11 protein-coding genes and 1 tRNA gene are annotated in these 18081 nt (G+C 67.5%); 7 read left to right on the top strand and 5 right to left on the bottom strand.

Features of this window, described 5'->3' with window-relative positions; translation table 11 throughout:
* Positions 1-68 precede the first annotated feature (68 nt).
* The 5 genes from GGQ63_RS20335 (at position 69) to GGQ63_RS20315 (ending at position 8963) form a co-directional block, all read left to right on the top strand.
* The gene (locus GGQ63_RS20335; protein WP_183858455.1) at positions 69-3539 is read left to right on the top strand and encodes an acyl-[ACP]--phospholipid O-acyltransferase; all 3471 of its coding nucleotides are present in this window, start codon (positions 69-71) and stop codon (positions 3537-3539) included.
* 106 nt (positions 3540-3645) lie between these two features.
* A tRNA-Lys gene (locus tag GGQ63_RS20330) sits at positions 3646-3721 on the top strand.
* Between the two features lie 596 nt (positions 3722-4317).
* Positions 4318-7986, top strand: coding sequence for a glycosyltransferase (locus tag GGQ63_RS20325; RefSeq protein ID WP_183858454.1), 3669 nt, complete (start codon positions 4318-4320; stop codon positions 7984-7986).
* Positions 7987-8357: 371 nt separating this feature from the next.
* Entirely contained in the window at positions 8358-8573 is a 216-nt protein-coding gene (locus GGQ63_RS20320) for a hypothetical protein (protein WP_183858453.1), read from the top strand.
* A 126-nt stretch (positions 8574-8699) separates the two neighbouring features.
* Complete coding sequence (locus tag GGQ63_RS20315; RefSeq protein ID WP_183858452.1) at positions 8700-8963, top strand: hypothetical protein; 264 nt, start codon at positions 8700-8702, stop codon at positions 8961-8963.
* Between the two features lie 114 nt (positions 8964-9077).
* On the opposite strand, the gene GGQ63_RS20310 is transcribed toward GGQ63_RS20315, so the two are convergent.
* The 5 genes from GGQ63_RS20310 to GGQ63_RS20290 all read right to left on the bottom strand — a co-directional run bounded on the left by GGQ63_RS20310 (position 9078) and on the right by GGQ63_RS20290 (position 13496).
* The gene (locus GGQ63_RS20310) at positions 9078-10136 is read right to left on the bottom strand and encodes a zinc-binding metallopeptidase family protein (protein WP_183858451.1); all 1059 of its coding nucleotides are present in this window, start codon (positions 10134-10136) and stop codon (positions 9078-9080) included.
* Positions 10137-10214: 78 nt separating this feature from the next.
* A complete protein-coding gene (locus GGQ63_RS20305) occupies positions 10215-11291 on the bottom strand; it encodes a sensor histidine kinase (protein ID WP_183858450.1) in 1077 nt (358 codons plus the stop codon).
* Entirely contained in the window at positions 11292-11735 is a 444-nt protein-coding gene (locus GGQ63_RS20300) for a response regulator (RefSeq protein WP_183858449.1), read from the bottom strand.
* Positions 11736-11746: 11 nt separating this feature from the next.
* The gene (locus GGQ63_RS20295; protein ID WP_183858448.1) at positions 11747-13228 is read right to left on the bottom strand and encodes a sensor histidine kinase; all 1482 of its coding nucleotides are present in this window, start codon (positions 13226-13228) and stop codon (positions 11747-11749) included.
* 115 nt (positions 13229-13343) lie between these two features.
* Positions 13344-13496, bottom strand: coding sequence for a DUF3309 family protein (locus tag GGQ63_RS20290; protein WP_183858447.1), 153 nt, complete (start codon positions 13494-13496; stop codon positions 13344-13346).
* A 387-nt stretch (positions 13497-13883) separates the two neighbouring features.
* Here GGQ63_RS20290 and GGQ63_RS20285 point away from each other — a divergent pair, with 387 nt between their 5' ends.
* Complete coding sequence (locus GGQ63_RS20285) at positions 13884-16097, top strand: esterase-like activity of phytase family protein (protein WP_183858446.1); 2214 nt, start codon at positions 13884-13886, stop codon at positions 16095-16097.
* 266 nt (positions 16098-16363) lie between these two features.
* Positions 16364-17971 (top strand): OpgD/OpgG family glucan biosynthesis protein, encoded by a 1608-nt coding sequence (locus GGQ63_RS20280; protein ID WP_183858445.1) that lies wholly within the window; start codon positions 16364-16366, stop codon positions 17969-17971.
* Positions 17972-18081: the final 110 nt, after the last annotated feature.

The following is an 18081-nucleotide window of genomic DNA, read 5'->3' as shown; positions in this document are numbered from 1 at the left end:
ATCAATTGTCACCGGCTTGCTTCCGCCCCGCAATGGCGCGACGCTTCCGGTCTCTCCCGGGATCCGCCATGGCCGACATCGCCGCAGATGCCTCCTCGCCGCCCTCCGACGTCCCGCTGATCCGCCTGCCGGGCTTCCTCGCGCTGTTCGTCGTGCAGTTCTTCGGCGCCTTCGCCGACAACGTTCTGAAGAGCGCGCTCGGCTTCATGGTCGCCTATCGCGGCGCGAGCCTGTTCGGCCTCTCGCCGCAGGTGAGCGTGACGCTGTCGGGCGCGGTGTTCATGTTGCCCTATTTCCTGTTCTCCGGCTTCTCCGGCCGGCTCAACGACGCGGTCGACAAGGCGAAGGTGGTGCGCTGGACGCGCGTCGCGGAGGTCGGCCTCGCGCTCCTTTCGGGCACGGCGCTGCTGATCGGCTCGGCGCCGCTCGCTTTGCTCGGCCTGTTCCTCTATGCGACGCAGTCGACCCTCTTCGGCCCGGCGAAATACGCCCTGCTGCCGCGGCTCGTCGGACCGGACCGGCTGATTGCCGCGAACGCCCTCTTCGAAGGTTCGACCTTCGTCGCCGTGCTCTGCGGCACGCTGTTCGGCGGCCTCGCGATCGGGCTCGGCGGCGAGGCGGTCGCCGTCGCCGGCCTGATCGTCGTCGCCGTGATCGGCACGGTCGCCGCCTTCCTCGTGCCACCGGCCCCGCCCGCCGCCGACGCCCCGCCGCTCTCCTTCTCCTTCGTCGAGACGAGCGGCGCGGCGCTCGCCGCGGTCCGCCGCAACCGCACTACCTTCCTCGCCACGCTCGGCATCTCCTGGTTCTGGATGGTCGGGCTGATCGTGATGAGCGTGTTCCCGGAATTCGCCCGCACGACGCTCGAGGTCGACGAGATCGTCGCCAACATCCTCGTCGGCGCCTTCGTGGTGGGCATCGGCGCGGGCTCGGCCGGCGCGGCAAAGCTCCTCGCCGGGCGGATCTCCGGCCGCCACACGCCCGTCGGCGCGCTCCTGATGGCGATCGGCATGGTCGATCTCGCGGTCGCCGCCGGTCATGTTCCGGGCCTCTCCGCCGGCGGGCCGATCGGCGCGGCGGCCTTTCTCGGCCATCTCGCCGGCTGGCGCGTCGTCGTCGACCTGATGCTCGTCGCCTTCGGCGGCGGCCTCTTCACCGTGCCGCTCTATGCGCTGCTGCAGACCCGCGCCGAGCGACACGAACTCTCCGCGGCGATCGCCGGCAACAACATCCTCAATGCCGCGCTGATGGTCGGCGGCACCATCCTCGCCGCGGTCGGCCTCGCGGTCGGGCTGTCGACGCCGGCGCTCCTCGTCCTGCTCGGCCTCGCCAATGTGATCGTCGCGCTGATCTGCCTCCGGCTGATGCCGCAGGAGGCGATCAAGGGGCTCGGCGCGCGGCTCCTGAAGCTCCTCTTCCGCGCCCGGGTGGAGGGCCTCGCGCATTACGGCGAGGGCGACGGCCCGGCCGTCGTCGTCGCCAACCACACCTCCTTCCTCGACGCCGTGCTGATCGGCTGCCTGCTGCCCGGCCGGCCCGTCTTCGCCATCAACACCCACATCGCGAAGCGCTGGTGGGTCCGCCCGGCCTTCCTGTTCTTCGATCTCGTGCCGGTCGATCCGACGAGCCCCTTCGCCATCCGCGCGATGGTGAAACGGGTCCAGGCCGGCCAGCGCCTCGTCATCTTCCCCGAGGGCCGGATCACCGTCACCGGCGCGCTGATGAAGGTCTATGACGGCCCGGCGCTGATCGCCGCGCTCGCCGACGTGCCGGTGATCCCCATCCGCATCGAGGGCGCGCAATATTCGATCGTCTCGCGGCTGAAGGGCAAGGTGCGCCGCCGGCTCTTTCCGTCGATCCGGCTGACCGTGCTGCCGCCGCGGCCGATGGCGCTCGCCGAGGGGCTGGTCGGCCGCCGCCGCCGCGCCGAAGCGGGCCGTCGCCTGCAGGCGCTGATGGTCGAGATGGTGTTCGCGACCAGCCCGATCGACACGCCGCTCTTCGATTCGCTCGTCGCCGCGGCGAAGCGCGCCGGCAGCCGCGCCGTGCTCGATGACATCGCCGCGGCGCCGGTCGGCTACCGACGGCTGATCGCCGGCGCCTTCGCGCTCGGCCGGCCGCTCGCCGCCCTGTCGCGGCGGGGCGAGCGGATCGGCCTCCTGCTGCCGAACGCCATCCCGACCGTCGTCGCCTTCTTCGCCCTGCAGGCGACCGGCCGGGTTCCGGCCATGCTCAACTTCACGGCCGGCGCGGCGGGCATTGCCGCGGCGCTCGCGGCGGCCGAGATCCGCACCGTCGTCACCTCGCGCCGCTTCGTCGAACAGGCGCGGCTCGGCACGCTGCTGGCGGCGCTCGAACGGGATGCGCGGGTCGTCTATCTCGAGGACCTGCGCGACGCGATCGGCCGGCGCGCCCGGCTCGCCGCGGCGCTCGCGGCCCGCGCGCCGCTCTTCTTCGCCCGGCGGGCCGGGGCGAGCCGCGACGCCGGGGACGAGGCGGTGGTGCTCTTCACCTCCGGCTCGGAGGGCGTGCCGAAGGGCGTGTCGCTGTCGCACCGGGCGATCCAGGCGAACCGCTTTCAGGCGAGCGCGGTGATCGATTTCGGCGGCGAGGATGTCGTCCTCAACGCCCTTCCCCTCTTCCATGCCTTCGGCCTGTCGATCGGCACGCTGCTGCCGCTCTTCGCCGGGGTGAAGACGGTGCTCTACCCCTCGCCGCTGCACTACCGGATCGTGCCGGAGATCGCCTATGGCGTGAACGCCACCATCCTGCTCGGCACCGACACCTTCCTGACGGGCTATGCGCGGATGGCGCACGCCTATGATTTCTATTCGATCCGCTATGTCTTCGCCGGCGCCGAGCGGGTCCGGCCCGAGACCCGCCGCGTGTGGTCGGAGCGCTTCGGCCTGCGCATTCTCGAGGGCTACGGCACGACCGAGACCGCGCCGGTGATCGCCATCAACACGCCGATGGCGAATCGCCCCGGCTCGGTCGGCCGGCTGCTGCCCGGCATCGAGGCGCGGCTCGCGCCGGTGGACGGGCTCGCCGAGGGCGGAAGGCTGATGGTGCGCGGACCGAACGTCATGCGCGGCTATCTGCGCGCCGCGGCGCCGGGCGTGCTCGAGCCGCCGGCCGACGGCTTCCACGATACCGGCGACATCGTGACGATCGATTCGGACGGCTTCGTCACCATCGCCGGCCGGGCGCGGCGATTCGCCAAGGTCGGCGGCGAGATGGTGTCGCTCGCCGCGGTCGAGGCGGTGGCGGCCGAGCTCTGGCCGGAACACGGCCACGCCGCCCTCGCCGTGCCGCATGCGCGGAAAGGCGAAGAGGTGGTGCTCGTCACGGAACGGCCGGGCACCGACGCGGAAACCTTCCGCCGGCTCGCGCGAACCCGCGGCCTGCCTGAACTCGCTATGCCGCGCACGATCCTCACGGTCGATGCGCTGCCCCTCCTCGGCACCGGCAAGATCGACCACCGGGCGCTCTCGGAGCAGGTTCTCGCCGAGGCGGCGGCACCCGCGGCGGAACGGGCCTGAAACGCCGTTTCGTAAAAGCGGTGATGCGGCACCGCGAAGGGGTGGACAGACCGGAAGGCCTTTGCTAATTACCCGCCCGTTCCGCACCGGCCGCGCCGGTGCCGGCGGGCGATTAGCTCAGTTGGTAGAGCAGCTGACTCTTAATCAGCGGGTCCACGGTTCGAGCCCGTGATCGCCCACCAAACCTTTCAAGGGCTTGGCAGGCTCTGGTGTCGATGCTCTGACACCAGAGCCGCTGGCTTTGCTGACGGGCCGTCCCGTTTCGTCTCTACTGCGGCCAGGCTGCCATAGCCTGCCCGCTCCCCCGTTCACGCTGCACAGTCGAGCCTTGGTCGGCGCTCCCTTCTGGATGCCGCCGCCCGATGAGCGCCGAGGCGTCGCGTCGCCGACCTGCTGCCACGCTCCGCCGTCATCGAGCGGGCGGCCCCCGGGTGCCGCCCCGGCCCGACGGCAATGCGGGCCGGCGACGCGACCGCCACGGCCGCGGCTGCCTGACGCTGGCGACGCGCCAGGCCTCTCGCTACGATCGTCTCACGAGGGGGCGATTCATCATGGTCGATCGTTTCGAGGCCATTCGCTGTGCGGATGAACGTCGGGATGCGTTCTGGGAGGATCGGGCCTTGCCCGGCCTCCCTTGCGTTGAGGGCATCGAGGCCTATGCCCGCAGCATATCCGAAGCCGCTTGTGGCTCTGTACTTTCGCCGCCCTCCATAGGGCCTGCGATCAGGAGCCGAAGCGGCCGCCGCCCGCCAGCCGAAGAAGCTGCGGAAACCCCCTCTTGCTGATCGAAATCGGCGGATCGCACGCGACGAAGGACGAGAGAGCAGAATTGGCCCGCTCCATCGGCGATATCGCGCAAGGGCAGCATGACCGGGACGGCACGGGGCCGGACGCTGAAAGAGCGGTTGGCGCGACGGAGCAGGAGGTGGGTACGCTCGAGCCGACCCATCCCCTGCGACGCCTCGTTTCGGCCGATGGCGCGCGGCTCGCGATCCGCGCCGCCTTCCGACACCCCCTCAACCACGCCAAGCGGCGCAACTACCGCAACAAGCACCGCATGAAACGGCCGATATCGGGGGAGGACGACGCCGCGCCATCACCTCCCTCCTCTCCCGCCGCGACGGCGTTCGCCGCCGCGCCCGGTCCAGGCTCCGGCCTTGACCCGGCCGCCGAGCATCTCGTCGTTCCGGACCCGGCTCCTCCGGCGGAACCCCCTCTCCGGTCCGGTCCACTCTTCGACGAGGACTGGTATCGCGCCACAAATCCCGACCTACAAAATGCGGGATTGGACCCCTATTTGCATTTCATGGAGCACGGCTGGAAGGAAGGGCGCAATCCGAGCCCGCACTTCGATGTCAATTGGTACCTAGACACTTATAATGATGTAAAATCAGCGAATGTCAATCCATTGGAGCATTATATTCAGTTCGGCTGGAAAGAACTTCGTGATCCGAGCCCCGCGTTCAGCGTCAGACATTATCTCGAGTACAATCCGGATGTTGCCGCGTCAGGAATGGAACCTTGCGGGCATTACATCACCCACGGGCGGAAGGAAGGACTGATCGCCTGGCGCAGCGCCAACAGCGGCGATCGTTACGAAGCCTATCTCCAGGCGACGCGCTGGAACCTCAGGCAGGAAACATCCCTGAGACGGCGGCTCGAAACGGCGCAGGCGCAGTTGCCGTTCATCTCTGTGCTGATCCCGGTTTACAATACGCCCGCCCCCTTCCTGATCAGGGCGATCGAATCTCTTTATTCTCAGCTCTACCAGAATTTCGAGATCTGCATTTCGGACGATGCGTCGACCGATGGGAGCGTCCACGATATCCTTCGCTCCTACGGAGCGCGCGATCGCCGCATCAAGACGCATTACCGCCGCGACAACGGTCATATCAGCCGCAACACCAATGACGCCTTTGCGCTCAGCGCGGGGGAGGTCATCGTCCTGCTCGACGCCGACGACGAGCTGTCATGGGACGCTCTCGCCGAGATCGCCCTGGCCTTCGCAACAGACGAAGCCGTCGATTATGTCTATTCCGACTCCGACAAGATGCACGAGAACGGGCAGCGATTCGATCCGCATTTCAAGCCGGACTGGTCTCCCGAACTGCTTCTGACCTATATGTATGCCGGCCAGTGCCTGAGCGTGCGACGGGGAATCTGGGAAGCCCTGGGCGGATTGCGGGTTGGATATGAGGGCTCGCAGGACCATGACTTCGCATTGCGGGCGACGGAGATCGCGCGGAAGGTCCATCATATTCCCCGCATTCTGTATCACTGGCGTTCGCATGCCGGCTCCACCGCATCCCCGACGGAAGGCGGCGCCCAGAAATCCTATAGCTTCGAGGCCGGACGCAAGGCCGTGCAGGACGCGCTCGGGCGCCGCGGCTCGGCAGGTGTCGCCATCCGGCCGGACTTCGCCGTCCGCGGCGGCAACGCCTTCTATCATATCGATTTTCCGGATGACGGTCCGCGCGTCAGCATCCTCATTCCGACCCACGCCTCGCTCTCCGTGCTGCGCAATTGCGTGGCCTCACTGAAGAAGACCACCTATCGAAACTATGAAGTCGTCATTGTCGGCGATGGATGGATTCGCGAGGAGGTCGAGGCAGAGCTCGGCGCGCTCGGGGCGAGGGTGATCTGGTGGGATCCGCAAGACAAGACCTTCAGTTTCTCGAGAAAAATGAACTGGGCCGCGGCACAGGTCGACAGCCCCTTTATTCTCCTGCTCAACGACGATACCGAGGTGATCAATCCCCGATGGCTGAGCAGCATGGTCGGCTATGCCCTGCTGCCGGGCGTCGGCCCGGTCGGCGCGCTGCTGCGTTATGCCGATGGCCGCGTCCAGCACGCGGGCGTGCTGTCGGGCCTGGAAGGGGGGGCGTGCGATCACGCCTTCAAGCTCGCCCGACCCGACGACCTCGGCTATTGCAGCCTGATCGCGGCGGCCAGGAACTGCTCTGCCGTGACCGCGGCCTGTATGCTCGTCGCGCGTAGTCTCTATCTTCGGTTCGACGGCCTGGACGAGAAGAATTTCGCCGTCGCCTTCAACGATCCCGATTTTTGCTTTCGCCTGCAGGACGGCGGCTTCCGCAGCGTTTACACGCCCAATGCCGAACTGATCCATCATGAAGGCTTCACCCGCGGCTTTGGCGACGATCCCGATGAGGTCGCGGCCTATCTGGCGCGCCACGGGGAGCGGCAAGACCCTTACTTCAATCCGGGTTTCACGCGCGCCGGCGTCGCCTTCAAATCAATTCCCACCGTCGTCGCACCGCCGTCCGCAGAGCCGTTGATCGTTGGATTCGTCTCCCACAACATGAACTGGGAAGGCGCATCGCGTCATCTTTACAACCTGGTCATCGAGTTCTCCCGCTCCGCTGCGATCAAGCCGGTGGTCTTCTCGCTGGCCGGCGGCCCGCTGGCAACGGCCCTTGCCAGCCATGGCATCATGGTCAGGATTCTCCCTCCCCTGCCGGGCTGGAACTGCACGCGGGAGATCTACCAGGGCTGGCTGCGTCTCGTTGAAGCGGAGTTTTCCGCGCGGCGTTTGTCGACCGTATTCGCCAATACACTGCATTGCTTCTTTGCTGTGGACGCCGCCAGAAATATCGGCCTTGGCAGCATCTGGAATATCCATGAAGGCGAAGGCGAAAGCTACTTCGCGGACTGGAGCGACACTCTTAAGGATGTGGTGCGCAGCTGTTTCTCCAAAGTCTACCGCCTCGTCTTCGTGGCGCATGCGACCGCGCGGACCTACGCGACCCTGGATCGCAACAATGTCACGATGACGATCAAGAATGGTTATGTCGCGCCGGGCGGGACGCAACTGAGCCGTGCCGAGGCGCGTGCTCGACTTGGCATCGACGACGATGCTCTGGTGTTTCTCTCGGTCGGCACGGTGTGCGCGCGCAAATCGCAGCTCGACATCATCTCGGCCCTGTACGGCTTTTCCGACGACGAGGTGGCGGCGCTGCCTTTCCGGATCTACATCGTCGGCGATCGCCCGGGGCCTTACAGCGAGGCGCTCGCCGCAGCGGTCGCCGCCTTGCCGGCGCCCTTGCGAGAACGAGTCGTCGTGGTCGGTGAAACGGGCGATGTCGCGCCCTACTTCACGGCCGCCGATGTCTTCGTGTGCGCGTCGCGAATGGAGAGCTATCCGACCGTCATTCTCGAGGCCATGGGCGCGGGCCTCGCCATCGTCACCACCCCCGTCTTCGGCATCGTCGAACAGGTGCGCGAAGGAAAGAATGCCGTGTTCTTTGAACCCGGCGACACCGCAACGCTGCACGGCCACCTGAGCGATCTGGTCGGAAACCGCGAGAAGGTTTCGCACATGCGCGCTTATTCCAGGCGGCAACTCCGATCCTTGCCCTCCTACGAATACATGGTGCGCGCCTACCGGAAGATCATCAGCGAGTCGAGCTACGCATCGCCGTTTACATAGACGGCTCGCACATAGACGGCTCGGCCGGCGCTTCTCATCGCCACGATCCCGATGGATGTTGCCGCGCACCCCGGCGGCGCGACATGCGCGTCCTCCCGATGACCGTGCCGGCCCGAGCTCCGACATTGCGCTCGCCCCCCCGTCTCGCTCCGGCGGTCTCGTTCTGCAGGTGCGAGGAACAGGCGAGGAACAGGCGCGGAAATGCCGGTCGGGCGCCGTGCGGCCCCTTGGTGCACGTCTCTCCAAGCGCCGCCTCTGCTTGCCGGTGCCCCCGGCTATAAAAAGTCTCTGCCGCCTTCACTTTGCAGTCGCACCGTCACAATTGCGCAGTAGAGTGTGCTCTGGCCGGGGGCGGACTTGGAGAGCCGGCGATGCAGAGATATTGGGAGGCTGGTGCCCGTCACGTCGTGTCCCGCGCGAAGCGGGACGGCCGTGTCATCGATGTCGTGCGCGAGGCGCGCTGGATCGGCGATCTTTATGCCGATGCGCCGGAAATGCGCGAGATCGTCGCCCTTCTGATCAGCGCGGGCGTGACCGAAAAGGCCGGCCTGCATCTCGGCTGCGATCGAAACGCCGCGGGCTGCTGACGCCGGCGACGCATCGGAGACGCTCAAGGCAGCGTGATCGATTGTGAGCGAATCCGCCGTCGCGCGGACGGAACCGTATGGTTGCCGAATGATTGGTCGTCGTCCAACCTGTGAAGGAGACGACCCATGAACACGTTCCTCAAGATGGCCACCCTCTCGCTCGCGACCCTTGCCGGCGCCACCTCGTTCGCGGCCGCGCAATATGCCGACGACTACGGCTATGGCCCCCGCGACGACTATCGCCACGGCCGGTATGTCGGCCCCGAGCATCGCGGCTATGACGACCGTTACGGCTACAACACCAACGACCGCGGCTGCGCTCCGGGCACCAACGGCACCTGGAATCCGAGCCCGGATGGTATTCCGCACTGCGTCCAGAGCGACAACTGATCGCTCGATCACGGATCGCGAAAGAGCCCGCCGCAGCCGCGGCGGGCTTTTCTTTTGCCGGATGTCGCTTCGGCGCCGCGCCGCCGCGAAGGGCGATCGACAGCGCGTTGTCCGTCAGGCCGCGTGCGGGGCGCGCACGACGCCGTCGATGAAGGCGAGCTTCTCCGCCACCGCCGGGACGATCTGGAACGGATAGACGTCCTGCTGGCCCATCGACCGGTTGATCGCGTTCATCGACCGCGTCAGCGGCTTCCAGGCGTCGAGCAGCGTATGGAAGTCGGTCGGCCGATAGGGGTCGAAATCGATCGTCGTCACCTCGACCGGCGTCTCCCGCGTCTTCGGCCTGAGCCTCAGGCCGAAGGCATAGGCCGTCTCGAGCGTGTCGACCATGTGCAGGTAGTGCGCGAAGGTCTCGGCGAAATCCTCCCAGGCATGGCTGCTCGCATAGGCCGAGACGAAACGGTCGCGCCAGTCGGGCGGCGCGCCCTGCGCGTAATGGGTGGAGAGCGCGCCGGCATAATCGGCCCGTTCGTCGCCGAACAGCGTGCGGAAACCGTCGAGCCGGTCGGTATGGTCGACCAGCCGGTCCCAGTAGTAGTGTCCGATCTCGTGCCGGAAGTGCCCGAGCAGCGTCCGGTAGGGCTCCTGCATGGCGTTGCGGGCGATCTCGCGCTCCACATCGTCCGCTTCCGCGATGTTGATGGTGATCAGCCCGTCCTCATGGCCGGTCATCACGCGGGCATCCGCCCAGTCGGCGAGGAATTTGAAGCCGAGCCCCTCCTGCGCGTCCTCGATCTTCGTCTTCACCGGCAGGTCGAGACGGATCAGGCTGTAGAAGAGCCGATGCTTGGCGAGCTCGATCGCCTGCCAGCGCGCGACGTGAACCGGATCGCCGAGATCGGGGATCACCAGATTGGTCCGGCAGCAACGGCAGAGCACGTCCGGCTCGTCCGTCGCGATCAGCCAGTTGCACGCCCCGTGCGCGTCATTGGCGCAGAAGCGGTAGCGCCCCTCCCCGCCCTGTTCGGCGAAGACGCCGTCCTCGCCCGTGGTGTCGAGCGCCACCATCCGGCCGCGCTCGGCGGCATAGCCGACCGAGCGGCCGCAATTCTCGCAGACGCGGCTCTCGAAATCGAGCCAGGCGCCGCAGGCGCCGCATTCGAAGAGTTTCATCACCTATCGCCCCGATTGATCCGGCGCGCTCCAACGCGCGGGCGCCCGCGCGGTTCACCGGCCGAGGGCCTTCGAACCTCAGGCGGCGTCGGCCGCGGGCTCGCTCGTCCGGGCGACGCGGATCATCACGCGGGTGCCGGCATGGGCGGGATCCTGCTCGACATTGGCGCCGAGCTTCGCCGCCAGCGCGCCGATGATGCGGCGCCCGAGCCCGCCCTTCTTGCCGCCCGTCACATCGGCGCCGATGCCGTCGTCCTCGACGACGATCTCGACCGTGCCGGGCCGGGCGCGGCAGAACACGCGGACCGGACCGAGGTCGCCCGGATAGGCGTATTTGAGCGCGTTGATGACGAGTTCCGTCACGATGACGCCGAGCGACACCGCCTCGTCGGCCCGCACCTCCACCGCCTCGGAGACGAAGGCGAGCCGGTCGGCGGCGGCGCCATTGTCGAAGGTGCGGGCGAGATCGTCCATCAGCGAGGCGAGATACTGATCGAGCGCGATCAGCCGCACATCGTCATGGCTGTGCAGCCGGCGGTGGAGCTGCGCGATCGCCATCACCCGGCTGGTCGCCTCGCCGAGCGCGGTGCGCACCTTGGGGTCTTCGCTCGCCGAGGCCTGCATGTTGAGGAGGGAGGCGACGAGCTGCAGCGAATTGCCGACGCGATGGTTCATCTCGTGAATGAGCAGCGCGCGCTCGTCGGCGAGCGCCTGGAACCGGTCGCGCGAGGCGCGCAGTTCCGCCTCGGCGCGCTCCCGCGCCCGCCTGAGCGCCCGCGCCTCGAGCGCCCCGGCGATCGCGGCCCGGAGCAACGGGTAGAAGTCCTCATAGGCCTCCTTGACCACATAGTCGACGGCGCCCGCCTTGAGGGCGGCGACGGCGATCCGGCTCTCGCGCTCGCCCGTCACATAGACGACCGGCGGCGGGTCCGGCACGGCGAGGATGGCCGGCAGGAGATCGAGGCCCGTTTCGCCCGGCATGTTGTGGTCGAGCGCGACGACGTCGATACCGCCGGCGCGCAGCCGGACGAGCCCCTCGGCGCCGGCGAGCGCCTTCTCGACGCGATAGCCGTGGCGCGACAGATCCTTCTCGACGAGACGGGCGAGCGCCGGATCGTCGTCGATATAAAGGACGGTCGCTGCGGGCTCCTCCATTCAGACCGCCTCCGGCACCTGGATCACGGAGAAGAACAGGCCGAGCTGGCGGATCGCATGCGCGAAGCTCTCATAATTGACCGGCTTGGTGATGTAGACATTGCAGCCGAGCTCGTAGCAGCGCTGGATCTCGACCTTGTCGTCGGTGGTGGTGAGCACCACGACCGGCGCATTCTTCAGATGCTCGTTCGACTTGACGAGCTTGAGGATGTCGACGCCCGTCATGTCCGGCAGGTTGAGGTCGAGCAGCACGAGCAGCGCCCGGCCGCGATTGACCAGGCCTGAGCGATCCGGACCCAGCAGATAGTCGAGACCGCCCGTGCCGTTCGGGAAGGCGACGATCTCGTTCGTCACCCCGGCGCGGCGTATGTTCTTCTCGATGAGGCGGGCGTGCCCTTCATCGTCCTCGATCATCACGATGGTGACCGGATTGGGATTGTGCATCGTCCTGTCCTCTACGCGGCACGCTCGGTTGATCGCGTCCTCTCCACCTCACGCGGCCGCCAAGCCTTGGGCAGAATGACGGTGAAAGTCGACCCTTTTCCGGCCTCGCTTTCGAGCCGGATGGTCCCGCCGAGCCGGCGGACCAGCGTGCGGACATGGGCGAGGCCGATCCCTTCGCCCGGCCGGTCCTGCGGACCCGCCCGGCGGAACAGCTCGAACACGCGCTCGCGGTCCTTCTCCTCGATGCCGCGGCCGTTATCCTCGACCCGGATCAGCACGAAGCGCCCCTTCTCGACAGCCGAGACTCTTATCAGCCCCGGCACGCCGGGACGAAGATATTTCACGGCATTGTCGAGCAGATTCGAGAAGATCTGGCCGATCGCGAGCCGGTCGGTCTCGACCTGCGGCAGCGGCTCGACCTCGATGCGGGCATCGGCCTCGAGCAGCTGATGCGCCATCGCGCCGGTGAGCCCGGTGACGAGCTCGCCGAGCGGCAGCCATTGCGGATCGAACTCGCGGCGGCCGGCCCGCGACAGGTTGAGGATGGCGTTGATCAGGCCGTCCATCTTGCGGATCGAGGATTTGATGAAGCGGAGCGCCTCGTCGAACTCCTCGATGGAGGGATCGATCTCGCCCTGCGGCGGCGGCGGCAGGCGGTCGGCCATGTCGTTGCGGATCGCCTCGAGCTCGCTCGTGAAGCCCATGATGTTGACGAGCGGCGAGCGCAGGTCGTGGCTGACGATATAGGCGAAGCGCTGGATCTCGTCATTCGCCTCGCTGAGATCCGCCGTGCGCTCCTCGACCTTCTCCTCGAGCTGCAGGTTCGCCTCCCGCAGCGCCGCCTGCGCCTCGAGGGTCTGCTTCTCGAACCGGCGGATGAGCAGGATCGACAGCGCGGCGAGCACGGCGATGGCGACGGCGCCGGCGAGATTGACGAAGAGCAGCAGCCGGTTGGTGCCCGCGGCCTGCTGGTTCTGCCGGACGAGACCAGCCTCCTCGTTGCTGCGGATCTGGCCGGCGAGCTCGCTGATACTGGTCATCAGGTTCTGGCCGAGATCGGAGCGCACGACGGCGAGCGCATCGTCGGTCCGGCCGGCCTGATGGAGCGCCACCACCTCGCGCAGCTCGCGGACCTTGTCTTCGACGAAGGGGCCCAGTCTCTCGACGAGCGGCGCCTGCACGGCATTGCCCGAGACCAGGATGCGCAGCCGCTCGAGGCGGGGCATGACGAGGTCGATCGCGGCGGCATAGGTGTCGAGATAGTCCGGATCGCTCGTCAGCAGATAGCCACGCTGGCCGCTCTCCGCGCGGCGCAGCGTCAGCTGCAGCGTGAGGATCTGGTTCTGAACCTCGAGCGTCTCGGTGACGGCGGTGCCGGCCCGCTCGGAAGCGCGGACGAGCAGAACCGAGATCACCCCCATCATGACGAGGGCGACGAGGCCGAGGCCGACGAGCACCACCGGGCCGCTGGGCCGGTTGAGCCAGCCGCTCATCGGACGCCCCTTGCTTCTTCTCACGCCACCCCCGCCTTCCGGACATCACGCAACGGACGAAGGCGGCTGCGCCGGAGCGCAGCCGCCTGTCTCGACCCCATGGGCCGACGAAGCGCTAGAGGCGCCCCATCAGCAGGAGGATCAGCAGAATGATGAGGATCAGACCCAGACCGCCGGACGGATAATAGCCCCAGCCGCTCGAATACGGCCAGGTCGGCAGCGCCGCGATGACCAGAACGACGATGACGATGAGGAGAATGGTGCTCATGAGTGCCCGCCCTTTCATCCGAGTAGAACGCCCGCTCAACGCCGGCCACGGCATTTGGTTGCTCCCCGGTCCCGCGCGACGGAAATCGTGCGCTGCGGAACCGACCGACCCTTCCGCGCATTTCTTGACGACAATTCGAAATGTGGAGAACACCTCATGTTCCGTGGCGCGCTGCTCTGGCTGATCGGCATCCCGCTCCCGATCATTCTGTTGCTCTGGCTGTTCGGCGTCCTGAGCTGATCGAAGAAAATCTGCAGATTGTGATCTTTGTAACGGGCGTGGCGAGAGCCGCGCCCGTTTCGTGTCATTCCACCGTCATCGCCGATCGTTACCTCGCCCCTCATATCTGGAAGCAGCCCGTCGCGGGCGCATTTGTTGGGGGACGAGATGAGACATCCGATCGCTGCCGGAGCGCTTGCCGCAGCCTTCCTCGCCGGAACCGCCCTGACCGCTGCTGCGGCGGACAACTTCAACCGCACCGCCACGTTCAACGTCGTCGACAATCTGCCGGAAGGCGCCGATCCGGCGAAGAGCACCGCGGCCGAGATCGTCGCCGTCACCGATGACGGCATGACGCTCGTCTATTCCGACAGCCCCGGCCGGCGGATCGGGATGATCGACATCACGGATCCGCACGCCCCGAAGGCCGCCGGCACCGTCGCCCTCGAAGGCGAGCCGACCTCGGTCACCGTGTCGAAGGGCTTCGCCCTCGTCGCGGTCAACACCTCCGAATCGAAGAGCAATCCGTCGGGCTTCCTCGGCGTGGTCGACCTCGCCGAGAAGACGCTCGTTTCGAGCTGCGATCTCGGCGGCCAGCCCGATTCGGTGATCAAGAGCCGGGACGGCAAGTTCCTCGCCATCGCGATCGAGAACGAGCGCGACGAGGAGGTGAACGACGGCGTCATCCCGCAGATGCCGGCCGGCAATCTGACGAGCTTCACGCTCGGCGCCGACGGCGCGGTCGATTGCGCCTCGAAGACGGTGATCGACCTCACCGGCATCGCCTCGGTCGCCGGCGACGATCCGGAACCCGAATATGTCGACATCAACGGCCTCGACGAGGTCGCGGTGACGCTGCAGGAGAACAACCACATCGTCGTGGTCGATCTCGCCACCGGCACCGTCAAGAGCCAGTTCTCCGCCGGCGCGGTCGATCTCGACGGCATCGACACCGAGAAGGACGGAGTGATTTCGCTGACCGGCTCGATGAAGGGCGTCGCCCGCGAGCCCGATACCATCCAGTGGATCGACGACGAGCGCTTCGTCACGGCGAACGAAGGCGACTGGAAGGGCGGCAGCCGCGGCTTCACGATCTTCAGGAAGGACGGCACGGTCGACTACGATTCCGGCACCAGCTTCGAATATGAGACCGTCCGCCTCGGCCACTATCCCGAGAAGCGCAACAAGAAGGGCAACGAGCCGGAAGGCGCGGAAGTCGCGACCTTCGGCTCCGACCACCTGATCTTCGTCGCCTCCGAGCGCGCCTCGCTCGTCGGCGTCTTCAAGGACGAGGGTGCCGGCAAGGCACCGACCTTCCTGCAGGCGCTGCCCGGCGGCATCGGTCCGGAGGGACTGCTCGCCATCCCGCAGCGCAATCTGTTCGTCACGGCGAGCGAGACCGACCTGCGCGAGGACGGCCTGATCGGCTCCGTCGTGACGATCTACGCGCGGACCGAGAGCGCGCCGGCCTATCCGACCATCGTCTCGGCCGATGATGCCGACGGCCGGCCGCTGCCCTGGGCGGCGCTGTCCGGCGCGGCGGCGGACGCCACCGTCGCCGGCAAGCTCTACGCCGTCACCGACAGCGCCTTCTCGCAGGCCCGCATCCTGACGATCGATGCGACGAAGAGCCCGGCGGTGATCACCGGCGCCGTGACCGTGACGAAGGACGGCGCACCGGCGAAGCTCCTCGACCTCGAGGGCATTGCGCTCGCCGGGGGCGGCGGCTTCTGGCTCGCCTCCGAGGGCAATCCGGAGCGCGAGAAGAACAAGACGCAGTCGACGCTCGTCAAGGTCGACGCCGAGGGCGGGATCCTCGAGGAGATCGCCCTCCCCGAGGCGCTCGCCGCCAACGCCACCCGCTTCGGCTTCGAGGGTGTCGCGGTCACCGGCACGGGTGCGGACGAGACCGTCTGGCTCGCCGTCCAGCGCGAGTGGAAGGACGATCCGAAGGGCATGACCAAGCTCCTCGCCTACAAGCCGGCGAGCAAGGAATGGGGCGCGGTGCACTATCCGCTCGACAAGGTCGAGAAGGGCTGGATCGGCCTGTCCGAGATCACTGCGGTCCCGGGCGGCCTCGTGGTGATCGAGCGCGACAACCAGATCGGTGCGGCCGCGAAGGTCAAGAAGCTGACCTTCGTGTCGCTCGAAGGCGTCACCCCGGCTCCGCTCGGCGGTACGCTGCCGGTGGTCGAGAAGAAGCTCGTCCACGACGTCCTGCCGGAGCTGAAGGCGCCGAACGGCTATGTCCTCGACAAGCTCGAGAGTTTCGCGATCGACGCGGCCGGCGAGGCCTTCGCCATCACCGACAATGACGGCGTCGACGACCATTCCGGCGAGACGCAGTTCATCCGGCTCGGCAAGCTCGCCCTGCCGATGTGATCCTCGTGCGGGGGACGTTCCCCGCGCGACGCCCGGGAGACGAGGCCGCACTGTCTGTGCGGCCTTTTTCTTGGCCGGAGCGGCGCCGCGGGCGCCGCGGAAAGTGCCGGGGATTCTCCGGCGCGCGAGGGACGGGGCCGCCGCAGACGAAGGCGCCTCGTGACGCAGGGGAGACGATCACGACGATCTGGCGTCACGTCGCGTCTTCCGCTAGCTGACATCCGCTTCTGCGCGAATTCACCGACGAATGCTTCGGATCCCGTCTCATGACGCCTGACATCTCTCGCCGCACCGTCCTCGCCGGCCTCGCGGCGCTCGGCCTCGAACTGCCGCTCGTCGCCCATGCCGCCGAGGCCAGCGCCGCGGCCTCGCCGCTCACCTTCGGACCGGCGGCCCCCTTCAGCTTCGATGGGCTCGTCGAACGCGCCCGCACCATGGCCGCCGCGCCCTACGCGCCGACGCCGGTCCGCGACGGGGCGGTGCTCGAGAAGATCGACTATGAAGACCACTGGAAGATCCGCTTCCGCAACGATCACACGCTGACGATCGCCGGCGGCAAGGCGCCGATCCGCTTCTTCCACCTCGGCAAGTTCTTCAAGCAGCCGGTCGGCATCCATCTCGTCGATGCCGGCGAGTCCCGCAGCCTGCTCTATCGGCCGGACTTCTTCGACATCCCGAAGGACAGTCCGGCCCGGCTCCTTCCCGGCGATATCGGCTTTGCCGGCTTCCGCGTCATGGATCCGGATGCCGAGCCGGAGCGCGACTGGGTCGCCTTCCTCGGCGCGGCCTATTTCCGCTCCTCGGGCGAGCTCGATCAGTACGGCCTCTCCGCCCGGGCGGTGGCGATCAACTGCGCCATGCCGCAGCCGGAGGAATTCCCCCGCTTCACCGACTTCTTCTTCGCGCCTTCGGAGACCGGCACGCTCGTCGTCTACTGCCTGATGGACGGCGAGAGCATCACCGGGGCGCTGCGCATGGACATGTCGCGCGACAAGAAGGTGGTGATGGACATCAGCGCCCGCTTCTTCGCCCGGCGGGCGATCGCGCGGGTCGGCCTCGCGGCGCTGACGAGCATGTTCTGGTATTCCGAGACCGACAAGGAGAAGGCGCCGGACTGGCGGCCGGAGATCCACGACGCCGACGGCCTCGCGATCTGGACCGGCGCCGGCGAGCGGCTGTGGCGCCCGCTCAACAATCCGCCGCGGGTGATGACCTCGAGCTTCGTCGATTCCGATCCGCGCGGCTTCGGCCTCCTGCAGCGGGACCGCAATTTCGACCATTACCAGGACGACGGCGTGTTCTACGACAAGCGCCCCTCGGTGTGGATCGAGCCGCGCGGCGGCTGGGGTGCCGGTGCCGTGCAACTCGTCGAGATCCCGACCGATGACGAGATCCACGACAACATCGTCGCCTATTGGGTGCCGGCGAAGCCGGTCGAGAAGGGCGATGCGCTCGCGATCGACTATCGTCTGCACTGGGTGGCGGAGGAGCCCTTCCCGCCCACGGCCGCGCGCGTCGTCGCCACCCGCACCGGCATGGGCGGCGTTCCGGGCCAGCCCCGTCCGAAGGGGGTGACGAAGTTCGCCGTCGATTTCGAAGGCGGCGGCATCGCCGCGCTCGGCCAGAAGGACGGCGTCGACGCCTCGGTGAGCGCGAGCTCGGGCACCATCATCAACACCTACGCCCTGCCGGTCGTCGGCACGCCGCGCTGGCGGGTGATCTTCGATCTGAAGCCGGAGGACGCGCAGCCGGTCGACCTGCGCATGTATCTGCGCCGTGGCGACCAGGCGCTGAGCGAGACCTGGCTGTTCCAGTTCCACCCCGACCCGACCGATCTGCCCCCGAGCGCGGCGGCGAAGCGCCGGATGGGCTGAGGGTCCTCACCCTACCCTCTTCCCACTCGGCTCGGCTGTTGCCGAGCCGAGTGGGGAGAGGGCGGGGGTGAGGGCTCTTCCTTCCCCCCTCCTCCGTGCTTCGCTCGAGG

Source organism: Prosthecomicrobium pneumaticum (assembly GCF_014199915.1).
In the GTDB taxonomy this organism is placed as follows: Bacteria; Pseudomonadota; Alphaproteobacteria; order Rhizobiales; family Kaistiaceae; genus Prosthecomicrobium; species Prosthecomicrobium pneumaticum.
This window is presented reverse-complemented; position numbering and strand designations above follow the sequence as displayed.